Below are 23,768 nucleotides of genomic sequence, written 5' to 3' on the forward strand. Positions count from 1 at the left end.
CAGAAAGCGGTGGACCGCTTCCGCAAGGCCGTGGTCGAGCCCTCGATGACCAAGCTCGTCGTGCTCGATTTCTGGGCCGAATGGTGCGGGCCGTGCAAGGCGCTCACCCCGGTGCTGGAAAAGGTCTGCGGCGAATATGCCGACAAGGGTGTCGTCCTCGCCAAGATCAACGTCGATGAGGAACAGTTCATCGCCGCGCAGTTCCAGGTGCGCTCGATCCCCACCGTCTATGCCATGTTCCAGGGCCAGCCGGTGGCGGATCTCACGCCCGCGCGCAGCGAATCGCAGCTGCGCCAGATGCTCGATCAGATGCTCGCGCGCCTGCCCATCCAGGCTGGCGAAGAACCGGCGCAGGATATCGCCCCGCTGCTCGCCATGGGTGAGGAAGTGCTGGCAGGCGGTGACGGTGAGCGCGCCGTCGGCATCTTCTCGCAGATCGCCGAGATTGCGCCCGACAATGCCGCCGCCCACTCTGGCCTGATCCGCGCGCTGCTTGCGGCGGGAGACAAGGCGGCCGCCGAGGACGTCCTCGCCGCGCTCGATCCCAAGCTGGCGGACGATCCCGCGCTGGCGCAGGCGCGCTCCGCGCTCGCGCTCGCCGCCGATGCGCCCGAGCCGAGCGAGCTTGACGGCCTGCGCGCCGCCGCCAGCGCCAATCCGGGCGACATGGACGCGCAGCTCGCGCTTGCCAACGGGCTCTATGCCGCAGGAGACCGCGATGGTGCGGCAGGCCTCCTCCTCGACATGGTCGCGCGGGACCGGACGTGGAACGATGGCGCTGCGCGCACTCGCCTGCTGCAGATCTTCGAGGCTATCGGGCTTGAGGATCCGTGGGTTGCAGCCACCCGCCGCAAGCTCTCCACCGTGCTGTTCGGTTAGGCCATGGGGCAGGAAACCCGGCCGGTGCGCCTCTCGATCTTCCCGCTCACGGGCGCGCTGCTGTTCCCTGGGCTGCAGCTGCCGCTGCACATCTTCGAGCCGCGCTACCGCTCGATGATCTCCGATTCGCTGGCGCGCGACCGGCGCATCGCGATGATCCAGCCGCAGGGCCAGTATGATGGCGCGCCGCTGTTCCAGATCGGCTGCGTCGGCAAGATCGGCGAAGTCGAGGCGATGGAGGATGGCCGCTACAACGTCATCCTCGAAGGCATTTCCCGTTTTCGCCTCCTGCGCGAACTCGATGTGACGACGCCCTTCCGGCAGGTCGAGGGCGAGCTGATCGAGGACGACGCGGGCGCCAGCCTCAGCGCGGTCGAACGCGCCTCGTTCGAGCGTGAAGCGCGCCGCTTTGCCGATGCGCAGGGCTATTCGGTCGATTGGGATTCGGTCGGCCGGCTCGACGATGTCTCGCTGATCAACGGTGTCTCGCAGATCGCCCCGTTCGATGCTGCCGCCAAGCAGGCGCTGCTCGAGGCGGACAGCCTGACCGCGCGGTGCGAACTGCTCGTCCAGCTGATGCAGTTCTTCGGCCGCCGCGATTCGGACGATGGGCGGGTGACGCTTCAGTAGGCTGTTTCGGCCTCGCCGGTGCTCCGTGCCGTGTCAGCGGGCCAAGAGACTCAGAACTGCGCGCGCAGCCCGTCGATCACGAACTGTGCGGCCAGCGCTGCCAGAAGCACACCCAGCAGCCGGGTGATGACCGCCTCGACCTGCGAGCCCAGCGCCCTGATGATCGGCCGTGCTGCCACCAGCGCAATGAAGCTCAGCAGCATGACCGCGCCCAGCGCGGCCAGGATCACAAGCGTTTCCGGCAGGCCATGCGCCCGCGCGGTGAGCAGCATGACCGAAGCGATCGAGCCCGGCCCGGCCAGCATCGGCATCGCCATCGGGAAGACCGAGACGTCCTCGACCTGCGGCTGCGCGGTGCGCACTTTTTCGGCGCGCTCCTCGCGCCGTTCGGTGCGCTTCTCGAACACCATGTCAATCGCGATCATGAACAGCATGATGCCGCCCGCGATGCGGAAGCTATCGAGCTCGATGTGCAGTGCGCCAAGCAGATCCTCGCCAAACAGCGCGAAGACGACGAGAATGCCGCTGGCGATCAGACAAGCCCGCACGGCCATGATGAAAGCCTGCCGCGGCGTGGCCGAGGCCGTCAGCCCGGCGTAGATCGGCGCGCAGCCCGGCGGGTCGATCACCACGAACAGCGTCGTGAAGGCAGAGAGGAACAGCGCCAACATCGTCCTACCCCTCGTTCTTCGCCACTTCAGTGCGCTTCAGCACCTCGTTCATCTTGCCGTCCTGCCACATCCATACGGTCCATTCACGCGTCCCGCCGGGCAGCACTGTGGATCGCCAGACAATCGTGCCGTCGATCGAACGGCCATCCTTGCTGTCCGCGCCAGGCACAGCGCTCAACGCCGGGATCGGTCCCGGCAGCGGACGCATGGGTGGCGGCGCGTTCTTGTCAGGCTTGGGCGGCGGTGGCGGCTCGTCCGCCAGCGGATTGCGGCGCGGGCGCGGCGGGCAATCGGCCACCTTGCCGGTAATGAAGTCAGCGCCTGCGAGCGGCGCGGTCAGGTCCCCGCCCTGATCGAGCACCCACTTGTAATCGCCTTTCTTGCGCTGGCGCTGCCACACGGTGGAGAACCAGCCGTTTGCTGCGCCTGCCTGATAGCCGCCAAAGGTCACGCCGGCGCTGCCATCGCAGCTCATCCACACCGAACTAGGCTGCCATTGCACCGCTTGCGGCGGATTGGCCCGGCCCTTGAGCCAGGCCTTGGCGAGCACGCGCTGCGGCACGAACATTTCCGCGTCCTCGGTCGAGGTCTCGGTAAAGGCGGTCCACTGCCCCTTCTCGCGCGCTGCCCTCGCAAACGCGCTTTCCGCCGCGATCAGCGCGCTGGGATTGCCGATCGGCGTAATCCCGCTGCCAAGGCCGGGCGGCCCGTCGCGCCGGTCCTGCGCCGCAGCGGGGAGGGCAAGGGCGAGCAGGGCGAACGGAATCAAACGCTTCATGCCGCGAAGCCTAGAGCAGGCCAGAGGCGAGGGGAAGGCAGAAGGGCCCACCCCCGACCCCTCCCGCAAGCGGGAGGGGAGAAGAAAGCGCGGGCAGGCTCTCTTCCCGTAAGCGGTAGGTGAGTTAAGCCGCAACGCGCTCCCCTCCCGCCTGCGGGAGGGGCTGGGGGTGGGCCAGCTGCTGCGCCTCAGATCGCGTCCGCCGCCAGCTCCAGCCCGGCATTGCGATAGGCCGCCACCAGCGTATTGCGCAGCAGCACGGCAATGGTCATCGGGCCGACCCCGCCGGGAACCGGCGTCACCGCGCCCGCCACGTCCATCGCGCCGGCATAGTCGACATCGCCGACCAGCCGCGTCTTGCCTGCCTCGGCAGCGGGCACGCGGTTGATGCCGACATCGATCACCGTCGCGCCGGGCTTGATCCAGTCAGCCTTGACCATTTCCGCCCGGCCAACTGCCGCCACTACGATATCGGCGCGGCGCACGACCTCGGGCAGGTTCTGCGTGCGGCTGTGCGCGATCGTCACCGTGCAGCTTTCCGCGAGCAGCAGCTGGGCCATCGGCTTGCCGACGATGTTGGAGCGGCCGATCACCACGGCATCGAGGCCGGAGAGCGAACCCAGGCGGTCCTTCAGCAGCATCAGGCAGCCCAGCGGGGTGCACGGCACGAAGCCCGGCTGGCCCACCGCAAGGCGGCCTGCGCTGATCACGTGGAACCCGTCGACATCCTTGTCCGGGTTGATCGTGGAAATGACCTTCTGCTCGTCCATGTGGCCGGGCAGCGGCAGCTGAACCAGAATGCCGTCGACGGCGGGATCGGTGTTGAGCTGCTCGACCAGCGCAAGGAGATCGGCCTCCGGCGTCTCGGCGGGCAGGCGATGCTCGAAGCTCGCCATCCCGGCTTCGACGGTCTGCTTGCCCTTGGAGCGGACATAGACCTGGCTCGCGGGGTCTTCGCCCACCAGCACCACGGCAAGGCCCGCCTTGCGGCCCGCCTCGGCTTCAAATGCGGCAGCAAGCTCTCCCACCTTCGCACGCAGGTTTGCGGCAAAGGCCTTCCCATCGATGATCGCGGCAGTCATGCGGTATTCCCGTTGTGAGTGTGGATCAGACCGACGTAGCCGCTAGTGCGAGGTAGTAGAGGAGCTGCACCAGCAGGCGCAGGCCGAAGATCAGGATCATCGGCGAGAAGTCGACGCCCCCGGTGTTCGGCATGACCCGGCGGATCGGGTTCAGCAGCGGATCGAGAATGGCGTTGAGCGCGGTCCACACGGCGGAAACCGCCTTGTTCTGGGTGTTCACCACATTGAAGGCGATCAGCAGGCTCAGCACGAACTGCACGATCACGACCATCACGACAATGTCGATCAGCTGCGATATGGCAGAGATCAGCGTGAACAACAGCATTGCGCATTCCCTATGTCAGCGGGGACCAACAGCGAACCCGCTGCGCTCCTAGCCGACCCTCTCCCTGCCCCACAAGGGGCCCCTCGCCGAACGGCTGACGGCGATGGACAAACTTGTATGTGTTACATACAAATTTGTCCAGAGCTCACACGCGTAAAGATCGTGAAGTTCAGAGCTTCAAAGTGGTGCTCTCGACATGCCAGCGCAGTTGCTCGGCCGTCGCGCCGTCCACGTCGTTGGTCCGCCGCAGCACGACTTCGCCGCGGATCACCCGCGCTCCATCGGTGATCGTAACCGGCGCGGTGTAATAGAGCGATCCCGCCGCGCCCTCGGTTTCGCCTTTGCCGAAGGTCACTCGCGGGGTGTGCAGCCCGGCCCACTGCGCGGCAAAGTCATGTTCGGACAAGCCGCTGCGCGCGCCCTGATCGCCCCAGAACGTGCGGACCACGATCCAGTCGCGCGCCTCGATGGAATCGCCCCAGGCGCGCAGGACCACATCCGGCTCACGCGAACTGGGCGGGCGAGCCGGCGCAGGCGGCGGCGGGACTGGCGAGTATGTCGCGCCAGGTGCGGGCGCGCGGTTCGGAGCATCGCAGGCAGCGATAGCAAGCACGCAGGCGGCGCACAGGATGGAGCGGATCATCGCATGACCAACGTTCCGCAGCCGCGCCGGTTCCCCTGGGCGCCGCGCACGATCACGCGCGGATCAGCGTGCCTGCGCCGCGCGCGGTGAAGATCTCGATCAGCATGGCATGCGGAACGCGCCCGTCGAGCACGACCGCCGCCTCGCACCCGGCCTCGACCGCATGGACGCAAGTCTCGAGCTTGGGGATCATCCCGCCGCTGATCGTGCCGTCCTCGGCAAGGCGGGTAATGTCCGCCGGGGTAAGGTCAGTGAGCAGGCGGCGCTCCTTGTCGAGCACGCCGGGCACGTCGGTGAGGAGGAACAGCCGCGCCGCACCGAGCGCTGCCGCGATCGCGCCCGCCATCGTATCGGCGTTGATGTTGTAGGTCTCGCCATCCTCACCCACGCCGATGGGGGCGATAACCGGGATCATGTTGGCGCCGGTAATGGTGTCGATCACCGAGGTATCGATCCGAGCCGGTTCGCCGACGAAGCCGAGGTCGACGACGATCGCCTCGCCGCTTTCCGCGTCGTTGATCGCCTTGGGTGCCTTCTTCGCCTCGACCTTGCGGGCGATCACCATGCCGCCATCCTTGCCGGAAATGCCGATGGCCTTGCCGCCGGCGCGCGCGATCCAGCTGACAAGTTCCTTGTTGATCGCTCCGGCGAGGACCATTTCGGCCACTTCCGCGGTCTGCTTGTCCGTCACGCGCAGGCCATCGACAAAGCGCGATTCGATGCCGAGTGCCTTGAGCATCCGCCCGATCTGCGGGCCGCCGCCGTGGACGACGACCGGATTGATGCCGACCGCCTTCAGCAACACGATATCCTCGGCAAAGTCCTGCGCGAGATCGGGATCACCCATCGCGTGGCCGCCGTACTTCACCACGAAGGTCTTGCCCGCATATCGCTGCAGGTAAGGGAGCGCCTCGGTAAGCGTTTCGGCCTTGGCGAGCATCGCCTTGTGGTGGGCGGCGTCGTCTGCTGCGGGATCGTGCGTGGTTGCCATGATGGCCTGCGCTTTGGACCAACCGGCCCCAAGGTGCAATAATTAGCGGAATGTCTGGCCTTGGCCGTCGAGCTTGCGCCCCAGCTGGACAAAGACCCAGATCAGCGGCGGCACCATGATTGTCGAAAGCAGCAGCTTGGAGGCGATCTGCCCCGCCATGATCTCGCCGATCGGCAGCGGCACGCCCGCGGCATCCTTCACCCCGGCAAAGGAGATCGTGATGAAGATCAGCGTATCGACCATCTGGCTGAGCAGGCTGGCGATCCACGCGCGCAAAATGAGCAGCCGCCCGCGCCCGCCCGCCAGTCGCGAGAAGACATAGACGTTGAGCGTCTGCGAGGTGCCATAGGAAATGAGGCCCGCAAACTGCATCCGCGCGCCCTGACCGAGGAGGCGCGCGTAGGCCTCCTGATCGCCCCAGAACGGCGCGGGCGGCACCACGTTGATCACGAAAGTAAGCAGCAGCATCGAGCAGATCAGCGGCACGAAGCCGAAGCGCACCAGCTTGTTGGCCGCATCCTGCCCATAGAGTTCGGCCACCGCGCTCGCCATCACCACCAGCAGCAGAAAGGCGAAGATCCCGCTCTCGACCGCGAGATCGCCGATCAGCGGCCAGTGCCCCAACGCAGCGATCTTGGTGCCGAGCACGCCTGCCAGCACGACAAGCCCGCCGTAGAGCAGCGCAAAGGCAAACAGCGATGTGGGGATGGTCGGGGCCGGGCTATGGTCTTGCATTGGCAACGGTTAGCGGGATTTTGACCCTGCGCCAAATCCCGTTTAAGCCACGGTGCACAGGGATTTTCGGGGAGCTGCGGGCCAGCGATGCGCGTTTTGATGAGCCTCGCCGGCATGGCGCTGATCCTTGCGGTTGCGGTTCTCCTCTCCTCCAACCGCAGGGCGATCCGGCTGCGGGTGGTTGGGCCGGCCTTCGCGCTTCAGGCGGGTTTTGCCGCGCTGGTGCTCTATTTCCCTCCGGGCAATGCCGCGCTTCAGGGCGCTTCGGCGGGGGTCGAGGGGCTGCTCGGCTATGCCAAGGCGGGCGTTGCCTTCCTGTTCGGCCCGCTGGCCGATCCTGCCATCGGCGGCCGCAGCTTTGCCATCGCTGCGCTGCCGACAATCGTGTTCTTCGCAGCACTCATTTCCATCCTCTACTACCTCGGCATCATGCAGCTGGTGATCCGCTGGATCGGCGGGGGGCTGGAGAAGGTCACCGGCATCAGCCGCGTTGAGGCGCTGTGCGCCGCCTCCAACATCTTCGTCGGCCAGAGCGAATCGCCACTGGTGATCCGCCCCTATCTCGCCGCGCTCAATCCCTCGCAGATCTTCACGGTCATGAGCGTGGGCATGGCGGGCGTCGCGGGCACGATCCTTGCCGCCTATGCCGCGATGGGCATCCGGGTGGACTATCTCGTTGCCGCCGCATTCATGTCAGCCCCCGGCGGGGTGCTGATGGCCAAGCTGATCATGCCCGATGTGCCGCCGATGCCCGATGAACCCGCGGCCGAGGACCTCCCCAATCCGCACATCGCGGTTTCCGCGCCGGACGAGGAGCGCCCTGCCAATCTCATCATGGCCGCCAGCCAGGGCGCGCAGACGGGTGTGAAGCTGGCGGTGGCGGTCGGCGCGATGGTGCTTGCTTTCGTGGCGCTGGTCGCCATGGCGAACGGCCTGCTCGGCAGCATTGGCGCGCAGCTCGGCTATCCCGGCCTCTCGTTCCAGCAGATCCTTGGCGCGGTGTTCGCCCCCGTGTTCCTCCTCCTCGGCGCGCCCAACCGGGCCGAGGCCGCGCAAGCGGGCGGCCTGTTCGGCACCAAGATCGTGCTCAACGAATTTGTCGCCTTCATCGATCTGGGCGCGGCGAAGGACCTTTCCGCCCATACCGTCGCCATCGTCACCTTTGCGCTGTGCGGCTTTGCCAATTTCAGCTCGATCGCGATCCAGATGGCGGTTTCGGGCAGCCTCGCGCCCAATCAACGTCCGGTGATTGCCAAGCTGGGGCTTAAGGCGCTCGCGGCAGGTGCGCTCTCCAACCTGATGAGCGCGGCGCTCGCTGGAATGTTCCTCAGCGTATGAACCGATGACCGGCAGCGCCGCGATCAGAGCCGGGCTGGCCTATGGTCTGCTTGCCTTCGCGCTTGGCTTCATTCTCGGCATCGTGCGGACATTCCTTGTTGCCCCGGCGCTGGGAGCCTTTGCTGCTGTCGCTATCGAGATACCGGTGATGCTTGCCAGTTGCGTCCCGCTGGCGGTCTGGTGCCTGCGCCGATGGCGCATTGCGCGGTGGGGCAATGCTGCGCTGATGGGTCTTGCCGGGTTCGCGGTGCTCATGATTTGCGAAGTCCTGCTTGGGCTCGCCTTGGGGCAGGGGCTGCAGGCCATACTGGCCGCCATGGGAAAGCCGGCCGGTTTGCTAGGCCTTGCCGGTCAGATCGCCTTCGCGCTGCTGCCGCTAGGATGGACGGCGGCGCAGCGCCTGCCGCGCCAATAGCGGCAGGCCGAGCAGCACAAAGGGCGCGGCCATGAAGCCCCAGTAGCCGTTGTCGGGCCTGCCGAACACGGTGAGTGCAGCAAGGAACCCCGCGCTGCCGATGGCGGCGATGCGCTCCACTTCGCGGCCCCAGCGCAGCATGGCGGCCAGCGAGGCGGCAACAACCACGAGGATCAGCGGGCCGGGCAGACCGGTCAGAACCAGATTGCGGCGCAGCGCGTCGATCACCAGCGGCAGCCCGCCGAAACGCACCCAGCCGGGCGAGGTGAGGTCACCGGGGACGACTTGCGCGGCGACGAGCCGGGCGTGCAACAGCCAGAGCCCGGCAGCGAGCGCGATGGCAGCGACAGCCATGCCAGCGCGTTTCCAGTCCCGCTGCCAAACCGCGTGAATCACAATTGCCGCAAGCCACGCCAAAGCGGTCTCGCGTACCAGCACGGCCGTAAGCGCGAGGCCAATCGAGAGCCACGGCCGCCGATGCGCCGCGAGCGACAGCATGATCAGCAGCACGCTCCACTGCTCGTGGAGATAGACGTTGTCGGGAAAGAACGCGCCGAAAAGCCCCGCGACCGCTAGTGCCACGACCGCGAGCGCCTCGGCGGGCGGGCGCTCGGACAGGCTTTGCCTGAGCGCGATCAATGCGCCAAACAGCAGCGCGATCAGCGCGGCGGTGCGCATGGCGGTGCCGGGCAACAGCGCCAGCATATAAGTCATAGTCGGCGGGCGGACGGCGAGCGCGGGCTGCACCGGATAGGACCGCTCCCTCTGCGCGGCCATCGTCGCAGGGTAGAAGTTTTCCCCACCACGCACCCGTTCAACCACGGTGCGGTAGAGTTCCTGATCGAGCTGGACGGGTTTGGCCGGAGGCTTCGCCGCCAGTGGCATCGCCATGCAGGCTAGCACAGCCAGCAACAGTGCGCGCCACATTCTCAAAGCTCGCGCTTCAGATCGTAGAGCAGATCGAGCGCCGCGCGCGGGCTCAAGGAATCGATATCGATCGAGGCCAGCTTCTCGCGCAGCGCGTCGACCTTCTCCTCCGCCGCCTCGATCGCAGCAGCAAACAGCGGCAGATCATCGAGCCCAGCCGCCAGCCCGCCCGTCGCAGCGCGGCCCTTCTCCAGTCTGTCGAGCACCGATTTCGCGCGCTTGACCACCGGCGCAGGTACTCCGGCAAGGCGCGCGACGGCAAGGCCGTAGCTCTTGTCTGCAGGCCCCTCGGCCAGTTCGTGCAGCAGCACCAGATCGCCCTTCCACTCGCGCGCCCGCACGTGGTGGAGCGAGAGGGCCTCGCAGGTTTCGGCAAGGCGAGCCAACTCGTGATAGTGCGTCGCGAAGAGGCAGCGTGAGCGGTTCACCTCGTGCACGGCTTCTGCCACCGCCCAGGCCAGCGCGAGGCCGTCATACGTTGAGGTGCCGCGGCCCACCTCGTCGAGAATCACGAAGCTGCGCTCGCCTGCCTGTGCGAGGATCGCTGCGGTCTCGACCATCTCGACCATGAACGTCGAGCGTCCGCGCGCGAGGTTGTCCGCCGCACCGACGCGGCTGAACAGGCGGTCGACGATTCCGATTTCCGCCGCCTCTGCGGGAACGAAACCGCCCGCCTGCGCCAGGATCACGATCAGCGCGTTCTGCCGCAGGAACGTGGACTTGCCGCCCATGTTGGGGCCGCCGATCAGCCAGAGCCGGTCGCGCGGGGAAAGCGCGCAATCGTTGGCCACAAAGCGCTCGCCGCGTGCCGCCAGCGCCGCCTCGACGACCGGATGCCGACCACCACGAATGCTGAGCGCGGTGTCGTCTGAAAGGTGCGGCAGGCACCAGCCGCCCTCCGCTGCGCGCTCTGCCTGCCCGGCAGCCACGTCGATCCGCGCGAGCGCTGCTGCCGTTGCCGCGATGGCTTCGCGCGCTGCCACCGCGCGGGCCGTCAGGTCCTCGAAGTGCGCTTCCTCCGCTGCCAGCGCATGCCCGCCCGCTTCGGCAATGCGGCTCGCTTCCTCGTGCAGCGCGAGCGCGTTGAAGCGCACCGCGCCAGCCATGGTCTGGCGGTGGGTGAAGCCGCTGTCCGGCTGCATCAGCCTGTCGGCGTGGCGCGCCGGCACCTCGATGAAATAGCCGAGCACGCCGTTATGCCGGATCTTGAGCGAGGGGGTGCCGGTTTCCTCGCGGTAGCGCGCCTCGAGCGCGGCGATGGCGCGGCGTGAATTGCCCGCGGCATCGCGCAAGGCATCGAGCGCGGCGTCATAGCCCGCTGCGATGAAGCCGCCGCTCGCCCGCTCGGTCGGCGGCGCGGGCACAAGCGCACGGGCAAACAGATCGATCAGCGCGCCATGGCCGCCCAGTGCGGGGATCAGGCTGTCCGCCAGCGCCGGTCGTTCCACGCGTGCCGTGAGAATGGCTTGCACCCGCTGCGCCTCGCCCAGCCCGTCGCGCAGCTGGCCCAGATCGCGTGGGCTTCCCCGGCCTGCCACGATCCGCCCCAGTGCGCGGCCCACATCGGGCGCGGCGCGCAGCACGGCGCGCAGGTCCCCGCGCAGCAGCGGATCATCATGCAGCCAGCTCACGAGTTCGAGCCGCGCGCGGATCGCGCCGAGATCGGTAAGCGGCGCGGCGAGATCCTCCGCCAGCAGCCGCGCCCCGGCGCTGGTCACGCAGCGGTCGATCGCCTCGATCAGGCTGCCCTTGCGCCCTCCTCCCGAGGCCGAGAGAATTTCGAGGCTGGCGCGCGTCGCCTCGTCCATCGCCATGAAGGCGCCTGCTTCGCGCACCACTGGAGGCAGCAGCAAGGGCAGGTTTCCCCGCCCGACATGTTCGAGATAGTCGATCAGTCCCGCTGCCGCGGCCAGCATCGCGCGGCTGAACGCACCGAAGCCATCGAGCGTGGCGACGCCGTGCAGCGCCATGAGCCGGTCCGCACCGCGCTGCGAATCGAAAGCGCGGGCAGGGCGTTCGGCTGCCTCGGGCAGGTCGAGCGCGGAATCTTCGGCAACGACGAGTTCGGTTGCGCCGAGCCTGGCGAGTGCCGCGGGGAGCACCTCGGGCATGCACTCCTCCAGCTCCATCCGCCCGGTGGAGATGTCGCAGGCGGCGATCCCGACCGAGCCGCGCACCGTGCAGACCGCTGCCAGCACATTGGCGCGGCGCGGCTCGAGCAGAGCGTCCTCGGTCAGTGTCCCTGCGGTCACGAAGCGGACGATGTCGCGCGCGACAAGGGCCTTGGACCCCGCACGTTTGCGCGCTTCCTCCGGCGTTTCGGTCTGCTCGGCAATGGCGACGCGGCACCCGGCGCGGATCAGGCGCGCGAGGTAGCCTTCCGCCGAATGGACTGGCACGCCGCACATCGGGATCGGCGCCCCGCCATGTTCGCCCCGGCTGGTGAGCGCAATATCGAGTACGCTCGCCGCGATCTTCGCGTCCTCGAAGAACAGTTCGAAGAAGTCGCCCATGCGGTAAAACAGCAGGCACCCTTCGGCCTGCTGCTTCAGCGCAAGATATTGCGCCATCATCGGAGTTGGGGCATGGGAGTTCACAGCGCCCGTGGCTAGACCACGCGCGCGGGTTTCTCAAACGATCGACACCGGATATCGACATTTCCGGGCATGGGCTGGGCGGATGCTTCAAGGGTTCTTGGGGGGCGGGTGCCTCCAGGGGTCTGACGGGACGATCATTCCGATCCTTCCGACCGGCGCCGATGCGAAAGTGAACTGGGGTTGATGCAGGTCCGCGAGAAAACATTGGCCATGAGCCTGCGGGGGCTGTGGGAACGGGCGATAGCCCTGCCTTGGCTCAGTGCGCCCGGCATCATCATCACCGTCGTGCTGGTGTGCCTCCCCTTCGCGCTCGTCGAAGTGCCGCCGCTGATCGACGTTCCCGGCCATATGGGCGCCGCCGCGATCGAGGCCGCGCGCCCTGGCAATCCGTTGCTCAAGTACTTCTCGTGGAAGTGGGTCTTCACGCTCAACATCGGCGGCGATGTGCTGGCCAAGCTCATCGGCGCGCAGTTCGGCATTCTCGCCGCGGGCTGGTGGAGCACGGTGCTGGCGACGGGGCTTTTCGCGGGCGGCTGCCTTGCGACGATTCGCGTGCTCAACCCGAAGGGCGGGCACGGCGCGCCCTGGGCGCTGATGTTCGTGTTCAGCTTTCCGCTGCTGACGGGTTTCCTCAACTACATCCTCGCTACCGGCCTTTCGCTGATGGCCTTCGCCGCTGCGGTCTGGCTGGAGGACAAGCCGAAGCAGCGCGCCGCATTGCTGGTCGTGGCGCAGCCTGTGGCCATGCTCTGCCATGCCATCGGCGGCCTGCTGCTGGGCCTGCTTATCGGTGCCAACGCGCTGGGGCGCGAGATGGACCGCCTGCCTGCCGGCTGGTGGCACCCCTCGCAGTGGCGGCGCCTGCGTGATGAGCAGGATTGGCGGGCGATCGCCAAGCGCTTGTTCATCCTGTGCTGGCCGCTGGTGGCGACGATCGTCACGATCATCCTCTGGAAGTACTTCTCGCCTGATCCGGCGAGCAGCATGAACCGCTGGCGCTGGGACCAGAAGGCCTGGTACTTCGTGCTGACCTTGCGCGATCAATCGCTGCTGCTCGATGGCGCAACGACGCTGGCCTGCTTCGCACTGATCCTCTTCGGCTGGCTGCTCGGCGCGCGCTGGAAGTGGCAGCTGGGACTACCCGGCCTCCTCGTCTTCCTGCTGTTCGTCGCGATTCCCAGCGACATCAACGGCAGCAACTTCGTCGATGTGCGGCTGCTGCCGGTTGCGTGCATGCTGGCGCTCGGCCTGCAGGACTGGAGCGCTGTCTCGCTTGACCGGGCGCGCAAGATCGCACTGGTCGGTGCCTTGCTGCTCGGCACGCGGCTGGTGGTGACAGCGGCGAGCTTTGCCGATTATGCCGACGATTATCGCAAGCAGCTTTCTGCGCTTCACCATGTCGAACCGGGCAGCCGCGTACTCGCCTTCGTCGAGCATTCCTGCCTCGAGGAATCGTGGCGCAACACGCGGCGCGATCATCTTGCCAGCCTCGCCAGCCTTTATCGGCAGGCCTGGGTAAACGACAACTGGGCGGTGCCGGGGCTGCATATGGTGATCCCGCGCTTCCGCCCGGGGCGCAACTTTACCGCCGATCCTTCCGAATTCGTCTGGTCGCGCGCTTGCCGCGGCGGCCGCCTGCGCAGCGTGGATACCGCACTGAAATATGCCCCGATCGAGCGCGTCGACTACGTATGGCTCATCGACACCGGCCTGCCGCGCAACCCGGATTCGCGGCTTCAGCTGGTCTGGCAGGAAGGCCGCAGCCTGCTTTTCGCGGTGCGCCCCTTGGGTTTTCCGAAGTGGCGTTCTAAGGACCTGTAATCACGCCGTGTCCGCGGCGCGTGCCCTCTGCAACACGTCTTGCCGTGGGGATGCTGCCGGGCCAGGGAACCGCGCGCGCCGATGGGGGATGGGATGACCGACGAGAGCAATGTCCGCTTCACCGAACGTGAGGCGCTGTTCTACCACAACACGATTCGCCCCGGTAAGATCGAGATCATCGCTTCGAAGCCGATGGCAACGCAGCGCGACTTGAGCCTCGCCTATTCGCCCGGTGTCGCCGTCCCGGTGCGCGCCATCGCGGAAGACCCCGCCACCGCCTACGACTATACCGCCAAGGGCAACCTCGTTGCGGTTATTTCCAACGGCACTGCCATCCTCGGGCTCGGCAACCTCGGTGCGCTTGCCTCGAAGCCGGTGATGGAAGGCAAGGCGGTGCTCTTCAAGCGCTTTGCCGACGTCGATTCGATCGACATCGAACTCGCGACTGAGGACCCGCAGGCCATCATTGACGCGGTGACGCTGATGGAGCCGAGCTTCGGCGGCATCAACCTCGAGGACATCAAGGCGCCCGAGTGCTTCATCATCGAACAGGCGCTCAAGGAACGCCTCAAGATCCCGGTGATGCACGATGACCAGCACGGCACCGCGATCATCTCCGCCGCCGGCCTGCTGAACGCCTGCTTCCTCACCGGGCGCAACCTCGCTGACGTGAAGGTCGTGGTGAATGGCGCGGGCGCCGCTGCCATCGCCTGCACCGCGCTGATCAAGGCGATGGGCGTGCGCCACACCAACGTCACCATGTGCGACAGCAAGGGCGTCATCTACATCGGCCGGGCCGGCGTGGACCAGTTCAAATCGGCCCACGCAATCGATACGCCCAAGCGCACGCTCGAAGAAGCGCTCGAAGGCGCGGACATCTTCCTCGGCCTCTCTGTCCAGGGCGCGGTGACGCCCGAGATGGTCAAGAAGATGGCACCGCAGCCGATCATCTTCGCGATGGCCAACCCGGATCCCGAAATCACCCCGCCTGAAGCCAAGGCGGCGCGGCCCGATTGCATCGTCGCGACCGGCCGTTCGGACTATCCGAACCAGGTCAACAACGTGCTCGGCTTCCCCTTCATCTTCCGCGGCGCGCTCGATGTGCGGGCCACCGCGATCAACGAGGAAATGAAGATCGCCGCCGCCCGCGCCATTGCTGAACTGGCGCGCGAGCCGGTGCCGGAGGAAGTGGCGGCGGCCTATGGCCAGAACCACACCTTCGGGCTCGATTACATCATCCCCGCGCCGTTCGATCCGCGCCTGATGGAAGTCGTCTCCTCCGCTGTCGCCAAGGCGGCGATGGACTCGGGCGTCGCGCAGAAGCCGATCGAGGATTTCGACGCCTATCGCACCGAACTCAAGGCGCGGCTGAACCCCACTACCGGCGCGCTCACCAGCGTCTATCAGCAGGTCAAGGAAAACCCCAAGCGCGTCGTTTTTGCCGAGGCGGAGAACGAAGTCGTGCTGCGTGCGGCGATCCAGTACCGCGATTTCGGCTATGGCACCCCGGTGCTCGTCGGCCGCACCAAGGCGGTCTGCGACCTGCTGACCGAACTCGGCGTCGGCGATCCCTCCAGCTTCGAGATCCACAACTCCGCCGTCTCGCCGCTCGTACCGGAAATGGTGGCCTATCTCTACGAGCGGCTCCAGCGGCGCGGCTTCATGGAGCGCGATGTGCGCCGCATGGTCAACCAGGACCGCAACGTTTTCGCCTCGCTCCTCGTCGCGCTCGGCCACGGCGATGCGATGATCTCGGGCATGACCCGCACTTTCGCGCAGACGATCAAGGAAGTGCGTCAGGTGCTCGATCCCAAGCCCGGTCACTTGCCGTTCGGCATCCACATGATGGTCGCCAAGAACTACACCGTGTTCCTCGCCGACACGACGGTGAACGAGCGGCCGAATGCGGCCGAACTGGCGCACATCGCCACCGAAACCGCTGCCGTCGCGCGCCGCATGGGCCATGAACCGCGCGTCGCGTTCCTGTCCTATTCTACCTTCGGCAACCCGAGTGGCCGCTGGCTTGACGATATCCGCGGCGCGGTCGCGATCCTCGACGAGCAGCAGCCGAACTTCGAATACGAAGGCGAGATGGCGCCCGATGCCGCGCTCAATCCCAAGGTCATGGCGAACTATCCGTTCAGCCGTCTTTCGGGCCCTGCCAACGTGCTGATCATGCCCGGCCTGCAATCGGCCAACATCTCGGCCAAGCTGCTGCGCGAACTCGCGGGCAACGCGGTGATCGGCCCGATGCTGATCGGCATGGAAAAGCCCGTCCAGATCGCGGCGATGACCTCGATCGCACCGGATATCCTGACGCTGGCGGTGCTTGCGGCAGCGGGGGTTGCGGGGTGACCTGACCGCGCCGATTGCGGCTGTGGTGCAATGTGTTACATTGTGTTCAGCTTAAAGGAGCACGCGAAATGGGCGCCAGCACGACAATGACGATTCGGGTCACACCGGATCTCAAGGAAAAGCTCGGCCGGCTGGCGCAAAGTACACGCCGGTCTAGCTCATTCCTCGCGGTGGAGGCTGTCGAAGCCTATGTGAACCGCGAACTGCAGATCATCGAGGGTATCCAGCAAGGCCTTGCTGATATGCATGCGGGCCGCGTGATACCGCACGATGAAGCAATGGCGGAAGCCCGCCAGATCATTGCCGAAGCGCGGCAAGCAAAGACCGCCTAACGGTGCGGCGCGTCGTTTGGGCAAACAGCGCCAAGGACGATTTTCTGGCTATTGTGCGCCACATCGCCGCCGATGATCCCGGCGCTGCCGAACGCGTGCTTGCAGCGATTCAGCAAACCGGAAACGCCCTCGCCGATTTCGCTACTGGCCATCCGGGCCGGGTTGCGGGAACTTACGAGAAGTCCGTCGCCCGGCTACCCTATGTGATTGCCTATGCGCTGGGGGCCGACGAAACGGACCTGACCATTCTTCGCGTGATCCACACCTCGCGGAACTGGGAGGCTGACCAATGGCCGGAATGACATCATGCCTTTCCGGGGTTCTCCCCAGCTCGCGCGATTCGGTTCAGGGCGCTATGGAAGGTCAGCGAAGGCGGCGAATTGCTTGAACCGGCGCGGCTGGAATTGGTGGTTAGTTGTCATCATGGGATTGCTGTGGTCAGCCCATCAACCGTCCCAATCTTCCCAAGAGCGGAAGCGAACCACGGTTTCGTTTTCTGCGCGGATTAATTCGTGGTCAACTTTGAGCGCCTCAAAGTGAGACGCGTTTAGCCAACGAAGTCCCTCATTTAAATCAACGGGTTGCCAGCCGGGTATTTCAACCGTGACGTCATTCACGTCGCCAAGTTCGGCCAGCAAGCGATCGCGGTGTTCGATCCAACGCTCTTCAGCCGATAATCCCATAATCGATCCTCAACCCTTATCTAAGACTAGTATCGCTATGTCAGCGAATGTCCGCAACTGGGCGGAAGCAGCCCTAAATCACCACAGCCGAGACCGAAGGTATTCGTCACCCCGGACTTGATCCGGGGTCCCGCTTCTCGCCGCAAACGCGGCGCTCGCCTTCCCAAGCGGGACCCCGGATCAAGTCCGGGGTGACGGGGAGTGGGCGATTTCGGACGGAAGGAATTGGATTAAATCAACCCCGCCAGCGGACTGCTCGGATCGGCGTACTTGCGCGTCCCCATCCGCCCCGCCAGATAGGCGTCGCGCCCGGCTTCGACTGCCGCCTTCATCGCACGCGCCATGCGGATCGGGTCCTTGGCCTCGGCGATGGCGGTGTTCATCAGCACGCCGTCGCAGCCGAGTTCGAGCGCCACGGCGGCATCGCTCGCGGTGCCGACGCCGGCATCCACCAGCACCGGCACTTTGGCGCCTTCGACGATCAGGCGGATCGTCACGCGGTTCTGGATGCCCAGGCCCGAGCCGATCGGCGCGCCCAGCGGCATCACCGCGACTGCGCCCGCATCTTCCAGCTGCTTGGCCGCGATGGGATCATCGACGCAGTAGACCATCGGCAGGAAGCCTTCCTTGGCCAGCACTTCGGTGGCGCGGATCGTCTCGACCATGTTGGGATAGAGCGTGCGCGCCTCGCCCAGCACTTCGAGCTTCACCAGATCCCAGCCGCCCGCCTCGCGCGCCAGCCGCAAGGTGCGGATCGCATCCTCGGCGGTGAAGCACCCGGCGGTGTTGGGGAGGTAGGTGATCTTCTTCGGGTCGATGAAATCGGTCAGCATCGGCGCCTTGGGATCGCTGACATTCACCCGGCGCACCGCCACGGTCACGATCTCGGCGCCCGAAGCCTCGACCGCCGCCGCGTTCTGCGCGAAGTCCTTGTACTTGCCGGTGCCGACGATCAGCCGCGAACGGAAGGTGCGACCGGCCACGGTCCAGGTGTCATCATCCTGCCCACCGCCGACGAAATGCACGATTTCCAGCAAATCGCCGTCTGCAATCTGGACAGCCGCCAGCGTCGAGCGGGGGACGATCTCGCCATTGCGCTCAACCGCGACCTTGGCTGGATCGAGTCCGAGGCTGCGCACGAGATCGGCGATCGAGCCGGGCGGGGCGCGGCGGGGTTCGCCATTGATGGTGAGGGTGAGAGTCGCTGCAGTATCGGTGGCCATGCGGCGGGCTTTAGCGCCCAGCACGGTCCGTGCAAGTGATCAGGACGGGCAAGCTGTCAGCAGGTGTTGCGACGCATGTTCACGATATGCGCCGAGGCGACCAGCACCACGCCGCAAATCGTCAGCAGTGCTTCGGCGGTGCCATGGTCGCTGGCGATCGCGGCGGCCATCAGCGCAAGGCCCGTGGCGCCGAGTGCCAGCGGCAGGCGATGGCCATGGCGCAGCGCGCCCGCACCGATGGTGAGCAGGCCAACAACAAAAGCCGCAACCAGCCCGAACCGGTGAATTGCAGGATTGAGCAGCACGCCGCCGCCAAGCCCCAGCACCCCGATCAGGAACAACCCGGCCACGCAGTGCACCATGCACAGCCCGCTTATCAGCACACCCAGCCGGTCAAACCGGCCGCGCAGCATCGCGGGGGAGGAGTCGGGTCGGTCGGTCATGTTGGTCGCTATATGTAATAGTATCACATAACGCAATGCTCAAGGACCGTTCCGGGGCAACCCCTATAGGCATGCCCCCATTGGCGCTTGCGTTTCAGCGGCCTCGCGAGCAGAGGCGCGGCCATGAATGCTGTTGCCTTGGCCCCGGCCCGTTCTCGTGAGCGCACTCCCGCGCCGCTTGCGCTGTCCCGCTGGCTGCTCGTCGTAGCGCTGATGATCATTGGCATCGTGGTCGTTGGCGGGATTACACGGCTCACCGAATCGGGCGTCTCGATCACCGAATGGAAGCCCGTCTCGGGCGCGCTGCCGCCGCTGACCGATGCGGACTGGCAAACCGAGTTCGACAAGTACCGTCAGACGCCGCAGTACGTGCTCGTCAACGGCCCCGCGGGCATGACGCTCGCCACCTACAAGTTCATCTTCTTCTGGGAATGGGTTCACCGCCTTCTCGCGCGCACCATCGGCATGGCCTTCGCGCTGCCGCTCGCATGGTTTTGGCTGCGTGGGCAGATCCCTGCAGGCTACAAGCCACGCCTGCTGGCGCTGCTGGCGCTGGGCGCGTTGCAGGGCGCGATCGGCTGGTGGATGGTGAAGTCCGGCATCGTGAGTGATGTGAAGGTCAGCCACTTCCGTCTCGCCGCGCATCTGCTGGTGGCGTTGACCACGCTCGCCGGCGTGATCTGGACCATGCTCGATCTGCGCGCACTGGCCCGGGGCGAGCGGCGCGCCAGGCTGACCGGCTTTGCGGCGCTGGCGCTCGGCATGCTGCTGGTGCAGCTGTTCTACGGCGCGCTCCTGGCAGGGATGCGCGCGGGGACCGTGGCGGGTGGCGGCTGGTTCAACTGGGATGTCTGGCCGCTGATGCAGGGCGCGTTCTTCCCCGCCGGTATCGAATGGTCACTCGGCGCCGCGCATGCCTTGTTCTCCGATCCCTACCTCGTTCACTTCATCCATCGCTGGTGGGCATGGGCGGTCGTTGCCGTGCTCGTTGTCATGGGACGCAAGCTGCGTCGCGCCGGCGCGCGGCCGGCATCGGTCGCGATCCACACCGCCTTCGGCACGCAGATCGTGCTCGGCATCGCGACGGTGATGAGCGGCGTGACGATCTGGATCGCGGTGCTCCACCAGCTCACCGGCGCGCTGCTGGTGGCCTGCACGGCATGGGGCGCGCACCGCCTCGGAAAGCAGGTTTGAAGTTTGATCCGCTAACGCGGATGGCTGGTGCCGCCCACGTTTCAGCCTTGCTGAGACGTCAAACAGGCAAGAGGTATTATTTTACCTCCCCTGAAACCCGCCGTTTGCTTGACTCTTTCGGCATTTGTGAGCAAAGGCGCGCTTCCTCGCCATGGGACGGGCTTCGGTCCGCGCACAGGGCGTACCACAATTCCAGGATGGGTTTCAGCCATGAAGGCGCTCACGAAAGTCACCCGGTCGATCAAGCCGGCCGAGGTGGAGAAGAAGTGGCATCTCATTGATGCCGATGGCCTTGTTGTCGGCCGTCTCGCGGTGATCATCGCCAATCACCTGCGCGGCAAGCACAAGCCGAGCTACACCCCGCACGTCGATTGCGGCGATCACGTCGTCGTGATCAACGCCGACAAGGTGAAGCTCACCGGCAACAAGCTCAAGGACAAGATCTACTACAAGCACACCGGTTACGCCGGCGGCATCAAGGAAGTCACCGCGGACAAGGTCCTCAATGGTCGCTTCCCCGAGCGCGTGCTTGAGAAGGCTGTCGAGCGCATGATCCCGCGCGGCCCGCTCGGCCGGGCCCAGATGCGCGCGCTGCATCTCTACGCCGGAGCTGAACATCCCCACGCCGGGACCCAGCCCCAGCCGCTCGACGTCGCTTCGATGAACCGCAAGAACAAGGTGGGTGCGTAAGACATGTCTGAAACCGATACCGTCTCCAGCCTCGCGGATCTCAAGGATCTGACCTCGGCTGCTCCCGCTGCTCCTGTCTCGGCCTCGCCTGAAGCGCCCCGCGCCCCGTCGGCTCCCGCCGCGCCGCTGCGTGAACGTGAAGTCGATGCGCAGGGCCGCTCCTACGCCACTGGCCGCCGCAAGGACGCCGTGGCCCGCGTGTGGATCAAGCCCGGCTCGGGCAAGATCACCGTCAACGGCCGCGATCAGGAAGTCTACTTCGCGCGCCCGACGCTGCGTCTCGTGATCAACCAGCCGTTCGACATCGCTGACCGTTCGGGCCAGTACGATGTGATCGCCACCGTCAAGGGCGGCGGTCTCTCCGGCCAGGCCGGTGCGGTCAAGCACGGCATCTCGCAGGCGCTGACCAAGTTCGAGCCTGCGCTGCGCAGCGCTGTCAAGGCCGCCGGGTTCCTGACCCGCGACCCGCGCGTTGTCGAACGCAAGAAGTACGGCAAGGCCAAGGCGCGCAAGAGCTTCCAGTTCTCGAAGCGCTAATCAAAGCCAGCCGTATCGAAACAAGAAGGGCGCGGGTTTCCGCGCCCTTTTTTGTTAGCAGAGCAAGTTTTACCCGGCGGACCGGTCTTCCGGCCCGGGATGTTGCACCAGCGCAGCGCTCGATCTCCCCTATGCCGCCCGACCGGATGATCGGGACCGACGGCGCGCCAATCGAATCCGATATGGTTATCAACTCCACGGCGAGTAGATGGCCGTGGTCACGAAAACAGGTGGCGAGGTTCCGGCCAATACGGCAACGCCGGCGAGGCAGAATGCGCCAATAATGGCCGATCTGCCGAACGGCAGCTTCCTCTTCACCCGGACGGAAACGCGCGCCAGGTCGCGGCGAGCGATCCTGATATGGGTGCAAACCGGTTAACGGATTGCCCCGGCGCGGTAACCATCATCGTTATCGGATGGCAAGGTTTGAAGCCTTAAGACCGACGTACGTTCAGTTACGGGATTGTACGCTGATGCCCAATATCTTCTACGGCGATGCCACCAACAACTACATTGTTTCAGCCAACGGCGAAGACATCATCTACGGCTACGATGGCATCGACGAGCTGCACGGTCGCGGTGGCACCGATCAGCTCTTTGGCGGCAACGGCGAAGACACCCTGTTCGGCGAGGATGGCACCGATACGCTCGATGGCGGCGCTGATAACGATCAGCTCGACGGCGGCTACGGCAACGACACGCTGACCGGTGGCAGCGGCGACGATCTGTTCACGGTCAACGACGATACCGATACGATCACCGACCTCGGCGATGGCAACGACAATCTCAGCGTCGGCCCCGGCGCGATTGCCAATGCCACTGTGGTGGCAGCCTGGGCGGCAAGCTCCGCCACGATCAACGACGGCACCGTCAACATCTCAACCGTCGGCTTTGCCGTCGATCTCGGCCTTGCCGGTGGCGGCACGGGCTTCAACGTTACCAACACCGGCGCAGCGACCACGCTGACCGGTTCGGCGCAGAACGACACGCTCACGGCCGGCGTGGGCGCCGATACGCTGATCGGCGGTAGCGGGGACGACCGGTTCGTCAGCCGCGCCCATCTCGCCACCGTGGTCTATGCCGGCAACCAGGCCGATTACACCGTGACCAAGGTTGGCGTGAGCACTTGGGAAGTGGTCGACAACAACGTCGAAGACGGCAACGATGGCACCGATACGCTGGTCGGCATTCCGACCATCCAGTTCGCCGACGGCTCGGTCGATCTGCCGCTCAACCAGGCACCGGTCCTGGCGCTGCCGATCGCCGATCGCGCGCTCAAGGAAGATGCGCCGCTCAGCTACACGATCCCGGCGGGCACCTTCAGCGATCCCGATGGGGACACGCTGTCCCTCTCGGCAACGCTGGCCAACGGTTCGGCACTGCCGACGTGGCTGGTGTTCGATGCGGACACCGGCACGTTCTCGGGCACTCCGCCCAAAGACTATAACGGCCAGATCGCGCTCAAGGTCACTGCGACGGATGGCGAATACAGCGTCTCCGACAGCTTCACGCTCTCCGTAACGCCCGTCAACGACGCCCCGGTGATCACCTCGGGCGGCGGCGGTGCCGAGGCAGACTACACCGTGCTCGAGAACATCCGCGAGGTCACCCGCGTGACGGCCAGCGATGTCGATGCGGGCGCGGTGCTGCGCTACGCGATTGTCGGCGGCGCCGATGCCGGTCTGTTCAAGATCAGCTCGCGTACCGGCGGGCTCATCTTCAAGGCCGCGCCGGATTTCGAGGACCGGGCCGATGCCGATGGCAACGGGGTCTATGACGTCGTGGTCCGGGTCAGCGATGGCTGGGCTTCCGATACGCAGACCCTCCACATCACTGTCGGGGATGTGGTCAACGAAGTTCTCAGGGGCAGCACGACGGCCAACGACCTGCAAGGCGCCGGCGGCGCGGATCGCCTCTATGGCTACGCCGGAAACGATACGCTCGATGGCGGCGCGGGTAACGACAAGCTCTACGGCGGGCTTGGTGCCGACGCGCTGCTTGGCGGCGGTGGGACCGACCGCCTTTACGGCGGCGAGGGCGTCGATACCCTGACTGGCGGAGCGGGCCTCGATCTGTTCGTCTTCGACCTTTCGCCGAATACCGCCGGAAATGTCGATGTCATCACCGACTTCTCCCACGCCGAGCGCGACAAGATTGCCCTCAGCCTCGCCGATTTCTCGGGCTTCGCGAAGACCGGCGCGATCACCGCCGACCAGTTCTACGCGGCTGCCGGCGCCACGAGCGCGCAGGATGCCACGGACCAGCTTGTCTACAACACCAGCAACGGCGCGCTCTACTACGATGCCGACGGGGTTGGCGGGAAGGCCGCGGTGCAGATCGCGACCATCGCCAATTTCGATACGGCAGGCCTTGCCTACAACGATATCCTGATCCTCGCCTGAAGCTCAGGCACAAGGGGGCAGCACACGTGGCGGCCCGCTCTCCCGGGGGGGAGGGCGGGCCGCCCGGCGTCAGGGCC

Annotated in this window: 24 protein-coding genes; 12 read left to right on the plus strand and 12 right to left on the minus strand. The window is 66.0% G+C overall.

What is annotated here, in order from left to right:
* Together Q0082_RS03085 and Q0082_RS03090 are read left to right on the plus strand one after the other, a co-directional pair.
* A partial coding sequence (locus Q0082_RS03085; protein WP_298189762.1) for a tetratricopeptide repeat protein occupies positions 1-879 on the plus strand: 879 nt, incomplete at its 5' end.
* A gap of 3 nt (positions 880-882) precedes the next feature.
* Positions 883-1,509, plus strand: coding sequence for an LON peptidase substrate-binding domain-containing protein (locus Q0082_RS03090; protein ID WP_298189764.1), 627 nt, complete (start codon positions 883-885; stop codon positions 1,507-1,509).
* Between the two features lie 50 nt (positions 1,510-1,559).
* Here the strand turns inward: Q0082_RS03090 and Q0082_RS03095 are convergent, their stop codons facing one another.
* From Q0082_RS03095 to Q0082_RS03125, 7 genes are all read right to left on the minus strand, one after another.
* A complete protein-coding gene (locus tag Q0082_RS03095) occupies positions 1,560-2,180 on the minus strand; it encodes a MarC family protein (RefSeq protein WP_298189766.1) in 621 nt (206 codons plus the stop codon).
* Positions 2,181-2,184: 4 nt separating this feature from the next.
* A complete protein-coding gene (locus Q0082_RS03100; RefSeq protein WP_298189768.1) occupies positions 2,185-2,958 on the minus strand; it encodes a hypothetical protein in 774 nt (257 codons plus the stop codon).
* Positions 2,959-3,146: 188 nt separating this feature from the next.
* Positions 3,147-4,040, minus strand: coding sequence for a bifunctional methylenetetrahydrofolate dehydrogenase/methenyltetrahydrofolate cyclohydrolase FolD (gene folD / locus Q0082_RS03105; protein ID WP_298189770.1), 894 nt, complete (start codon positions 4,038-4,040; stop codon positions 3,147-3,149).
* Between the two features lie 25 nt (positions 4,041-4,065).
* Entirely contained in the window at positions 4,066-4,365 is a 300-nt protein-coding gene (locus Q0082_RS03110) for a YggT family protein (RefSeq protein ID WP_298189773.1), read from the minus strand.
* 169 nt (positions 4,366-4,534) lie between these two features.
* Positions 4,535-5,008, minus strand: a complete 474-nt coding sequence (locus tag Q0082_RS03115; RefSeq protein WP_298189775.1) for a hypothetical protein — start codon at positions 5,006-5,008, stop codon at positions 4,535-4,537.
* 52 nt (positions 5,009-5,060) lie between these two features.
* The gene (gene argB / locus Q0082_RS03120; RefSeq protein WP_298189777.1) at positions 5,061-5,999 is read right to left on the minus strand and encodes an acetylglutamate kinase; all 939 of its coding nucleotides are present in this window, start codon (positions 5,997-5,999) and stop codon (positions 5,061-5,063) included.
* A gap of 42 nt (positions 6,000-6,041) precedes the next feature.
* Complete coding sequence (locus tag Q0082_RS03125) at positions 6,042-6,734, minus strand: queuosine precursor transporter (protein ID WP_298189779.1); 693 nt, start codon at positions 6,732-6,734, stop codon at positions 6,042-6,044.
* A gap of 87 nt (positions 6,735-6,821) precedes the next feature.
* Here Q0082_RS03125 and Q0082_RS03130 point away from each other — a divergent pair, with 87 nt between their 5' ends.
* Both Q0082_RS03130 and Q0082_RS03135 read left to right on the plus strand, forming a co-directional pair.
* Positions 6,822-8,072 (plus strand): nucleoside transporter C-terminal domain-containing protein, encoded by a 1,251-nt coding sequence (locus tag Q0082_RS03130; protein WP_298189782.1) that lies wholly within the window; start codon positions 6,822-6,824, stop codon positions 8,070-8,072.
* 4 nt (positions 8,073-8,076) lie between these two features.
* Positions 8,077-8,487 carry a hypothetical protein gene (locus Q0082_RS03135; RefSeq protein WP_298189783.1) on the plus strand — a complete coding sequence of 137 codons (411 nt, stop codon included), beginning with the start codon at positions 8,077-8,079 and terminating at the stop codon, positions 8,485-8,487.
* Here the strand turns inward: Q0082_RS03135 and Q0082_RS03140 are convergent.
* Both Q0082_RS03140 and mutS read right to left on the minus strand, forming a co-directional pair.
* On the minus strand, positions 8,449-9,378 hold the full coding sequence (locus Q0082_RS03140; protein WP_298189785.1) for a hypothetical protein: 930 nt from the start codon (positions 9,376-9,378) through the stop codon (positions 8,449-8,451). The two genes, Q0082_RS03135 and Q0082_RS03140, sit on opposite strands and share 39 nt — an antisense overlap.
* Positions 9,379-9,416: 38 nt before the next feature.
* On the minus strand, positions 9,417-11,987 hold the full coding sequence (gene mutS / locus Q0082_RS03145) for a DNA mismatch repair protein MutS (protein WP_298189787.1): 2,571 nt from the start codon (positions 11,985-11,987) through the stop codon (positions 9,417-9,419).
* Positions 11,988-12,221: 234 nt separating this feature from the next.
* On the opposite strand from mutS, the gene Q0082_RS03150 reads away from it, so the two are divergent.
* The 4 genes from Q0082_RS03150 (at position 12,222) to Q0082_RS03165 (ending at position 16,821) form a co-directional block, all read left to right on the plus strand.
* The gene (locus tag Q0082_RS03150) at positions 12,222-13,832 is read left to right on the plus strand and encodes a hypothetical protein (protein ID WP_298189789.1); all 1,611 of its coding nucleotides are present in this window, start codon (positions 12,222-12,224) and stop codon (positions 13,830-13,832) included.
* A 93-nt stretch (positions 13,833-13,925) separates the two neighbouring features.
* Entirely contained in the window at positions 13,926-16,187 is a 2,262-nt protein-coding gene (locus Q0082_RS03155; protein ID WP_298189791.1) for an NADP-dependent malic enzyme, read from the plus strand.
* A 68-nt stretch (positions 16,188-16,255) separates the two neighbouring features.
* Complete coding sequence (locus tag Q0082_RS03160) at positions 16,256-16,519, plus strand: CopG family ribbon-helix-helix protein (RefSeq protein WP_298189794.1); 264 nt, start codon at positions 16,256-16,258, stop codon at positions 16,517-16,519.
* Between the two features lie 2 nt (positions 16,520-16,521).
* Positions 16,522-16,821 (plus strand): type II toxin-antitoxin system RelE/ParE family toxin, encoded by a 300-nt coding sequence (locus tag Q0082_RS03165; protein WP_298189796.1) that lies wholly within the window; start codon positions 16,522-16,524, stop codon positions 16,819-16,821.
* Positions 16,822-16,965: 144 nt separating this feature from the next.
* Here Q0082_RS03165 and Q0082_RS03170 read toward each other — a convergent pair whose 3' ends face one another.
* The 3 genes from Q0082_RS03170 to Q0082_RS03180 form a co-directional block, all read right to left on the minus strand.
* The gene (locus Q0082_RS03170) at positions 16,966-17,202 is read right to left on the minus strand and encodes a hypothetical protein (protein WP_298189799.1); all 237 of its coding nucleotides are present in this window, start codon (positions 17,200-17,202) and stop codon (positions 16,966-16,968) included.
* 230 nt (positions 17,203-17,432) lie between these two features.
* On the minus strand, positions 17,433-18,425 hold the full coding sequence (gene thiS / locus Q0082_RS03175) for a sulfur carrier protein ThiS (RefSeq protein ID WP_298189801.1): 993 nt from the start codon (positions 18,423-18,425) through the stop codon (positions 17,433-17,435).
* A 56-nt stretch (positions 18,426-18,481) separates the two neighbouring features.
* The gene (locus Q0082_RS03180; protein WP_298189803.1) at positions 18,482-18,868 is read right to left on the minus strand and encodes a MerC domain-containing protein; all 387 of its coding nucleotides are present in this window, start codon (positions 18,866-18,868) and stop codon (positions 18,482-18,484) included.
* Positions 18,869-18,991: 123 nt separating this feature from the next.
* Here Q0082_RS03180 and Q0082_RS03185 point away from each other — a divergent pair, with 123 nt between their 5' ends.
* The 4 genes from Q0082_RS03185 to Q0082_RS03200 all read left to right on the plus strand — a co-directional run bounded on the left by Q0082_RS03185 (position 18,992) and on the right by Q0082_RS03200 (position 23,691).
* A complete protein-coding gene (locus Q0082_RS03185; RefSeq protein WP_298189806.1) occupies positions 18,992-20,062 on the plus strand; it encodes a COX15/CtaA family protein in 1,071 nt (356 codons plus the stop codon).
* 210 nt (positions 20,063-20,272) lie between these two features.
* Positions 20,273-20,752 (plus strand): 50S ribosomal protein L13, encoded by a 480-nt coding sequence (gene rplM / locus Q0082_RS03190; RefSeq protein ID WP_292939836.1) that lies wholly within the window; start codon positions 20,273-20,275, stop codon positions 20,750-20,752.
* A 3-nt stretch (positions 20,753-20,755) separates the two neighbouring features.
* Entirely contained in the window at positions 20,756-21,289 is a 534-nt protein-coding gene (rpsI, locus tag Q0082_RS03195; RefSeq protein WP_298189809.1) for a 30S ribosomal protein S9, read from the plus strand.
* A gap of 473 nt (positions 21,290-21,762) precedes the next feature.
* Positions 21,763-23,691: a putative Ig domain-containing protein gene (locus Q0082_RS03200; RefSeq protein ID WP_298189811.1), complete on the plus strand. Its 1,929-nt coding sequence runs from the start codon at positions 21,763-21,765 to the stop codon at positions 23,689-23,691.
* The last annotated feature ends 77 nt before the right edge of the window (positions 23,692-23,768 follow it).

This window comes from Novosphingobium sp., from assembly GCF_027489515.1.
Classification (GTDB): domain Bacteria; phylum Pseudomonadota; class Alphaproteobacteria; order Sphingomonadales; family Sphingomonadaceae; genus Novosphingobium.

Coding starts and splice junctions, on each gene's coding strand:
- Q0082_RS03185 (WP_298189806.1), top strand. CDS start 18,992: ATGAATGCTGTTGCCTTGGCCCCGGCCCGTTCTCGTGAGCGCACTCCC.
- Q0082_RS03115 (WP_298189775.1), bottom strand. CDS start 5,008: ATGATCCGCTCCATCCTGTGCGCCGCCTGCGTGCTTGCTATCGCTGCC.
- folD (WP_298189770.1), bottom strand. CDS start 4,040: ATGACTGCCGCGATCATCGATGGGAAGGCCTTTGCCGCAAACCTGCGT.
- rplM (WP_292939836.1), top strand. CDS start 20,273: ATGAAGGCGCTCACGAAAGTCACCCGGTCGATCAAGCCGGCCGAGGTG.
- Q0082_RS03135 (WP_298189783.1), top strand. CDS start 8,077: ATGACCGGCAGCGCCGCGATCAGAGCCGGGCTGGCCTATGGTCTGCTT.
- rpsI (WP_298189809.1), top strand. CDS start 20,756: ATGTCTGAAACCGATACCGTCTCCAGCCTCGCGGATCTCAAGGATCTG.
- mutS (WP_298189787.1), bottom strand. CDS start 11,987: ATGATGGCGCAATATCTTGCGCTGAAGCAGCAGGCCGAAGGGTGCCTG.
- Q0082_RS03150 (WP_298189789.1), top strand. CDS start 12,222: ATGAGCCTGCGGGGGCTGTGGGAACGGGCGATAGCCCTGCCTTGGCTC.
- Q0082_RS03155 (WP_298189791.1), top strand. CDS start 13,926: ATGACCGACGAGAGCAATGTCCGCTTCACCGAACGTGAGGCGCTGTTC.
- Q0082_RS03140 (WP_298189785.1), bottom strand. CDS start 9,378: ATGGCGATGCCACTGGCGGCGAAGCCTCCGGCCAAACCCGTCCAGCTC.
- Q0082_RS03110 (WP_298189773.1), bottom strand. CDS start 4,365: ATGCTGTTGTTCACGCTGATCTCTGCCATATCGCAGCTGATCGACATT.
- Q0082_RS03095 (WP_298189766.1), bottom strand. CDS start 2,180: ATGTTGGCGCTGTTCCTCTCTGCCTTCACGACGCTGTTCGTGGTGATC.
- Q0082_RS03160 (WP_298189794.1), top strand. CDS start 16,256: ATGGGCGCCAGCACGACAATGACGATTCGGGTCACACCGGATCTCAAG.
- Q0082_RS03130 (WP_298189782.1), top strand. CDS start 6,822: ATGCGCGTTTTGATGAGCCTCGCCGGCATGGCGCTGATCCTTGCGGTT.
- Q0082_RS03180 (WP_298189803.1), bottom strand. CDS start 18,868: ATGACCGACCGACCCGACTCCTCCCCCGCGATGCTGCGCGGCCGGTTT.
- Q0082_RS03100 (WP_298189768.1), bottom strand. CDS start 2,958: ATGAAGCGTTTGATTCCGTTCGCCCTGCTCGCCCTTGCCCTCCCCGCT.
- thiS (WP_298189801.1), bottom strand. CDS start 18,425: ATGGCCACCGATACTGCAGCGACTCTCACCCTCACCATCAATGGCGAA.
- Q0082_RS03170 (WP_298189799.1), bottom strand. CDS start 17,202: ATGGGATTATCGGCTGAAGAGCGTTGGATCGAACACCGCGATCGCTTG.
- argB (WP_298189777.1), bottom strand. CDS start 5,999: ATGGCAACCACGCACGATCCCGCAGCAGACGACGCCGCCCACCACAAG.
- Q0082_RS03125 (WP_298189779.1), bottom strand. CDS start 6,734: ATGCAAGACCATAGCCCGGCCCCGACCATCCCCACATCGCTGTTTGCC.
- Q0082_RS03090 (WP_298189764.1), top strand. CDS start 883: ATGGGGCAGGAAACCCGGCCGGTGCGCCTCTCGATCTTCCCGCTCACG.
- Q0082_RS03200 (WP_298189811.1), top strand. CDS start 21,763: ATGCCCAATATCTTCTACGGCGATGCCACCAACAACTACATTGTTTCA.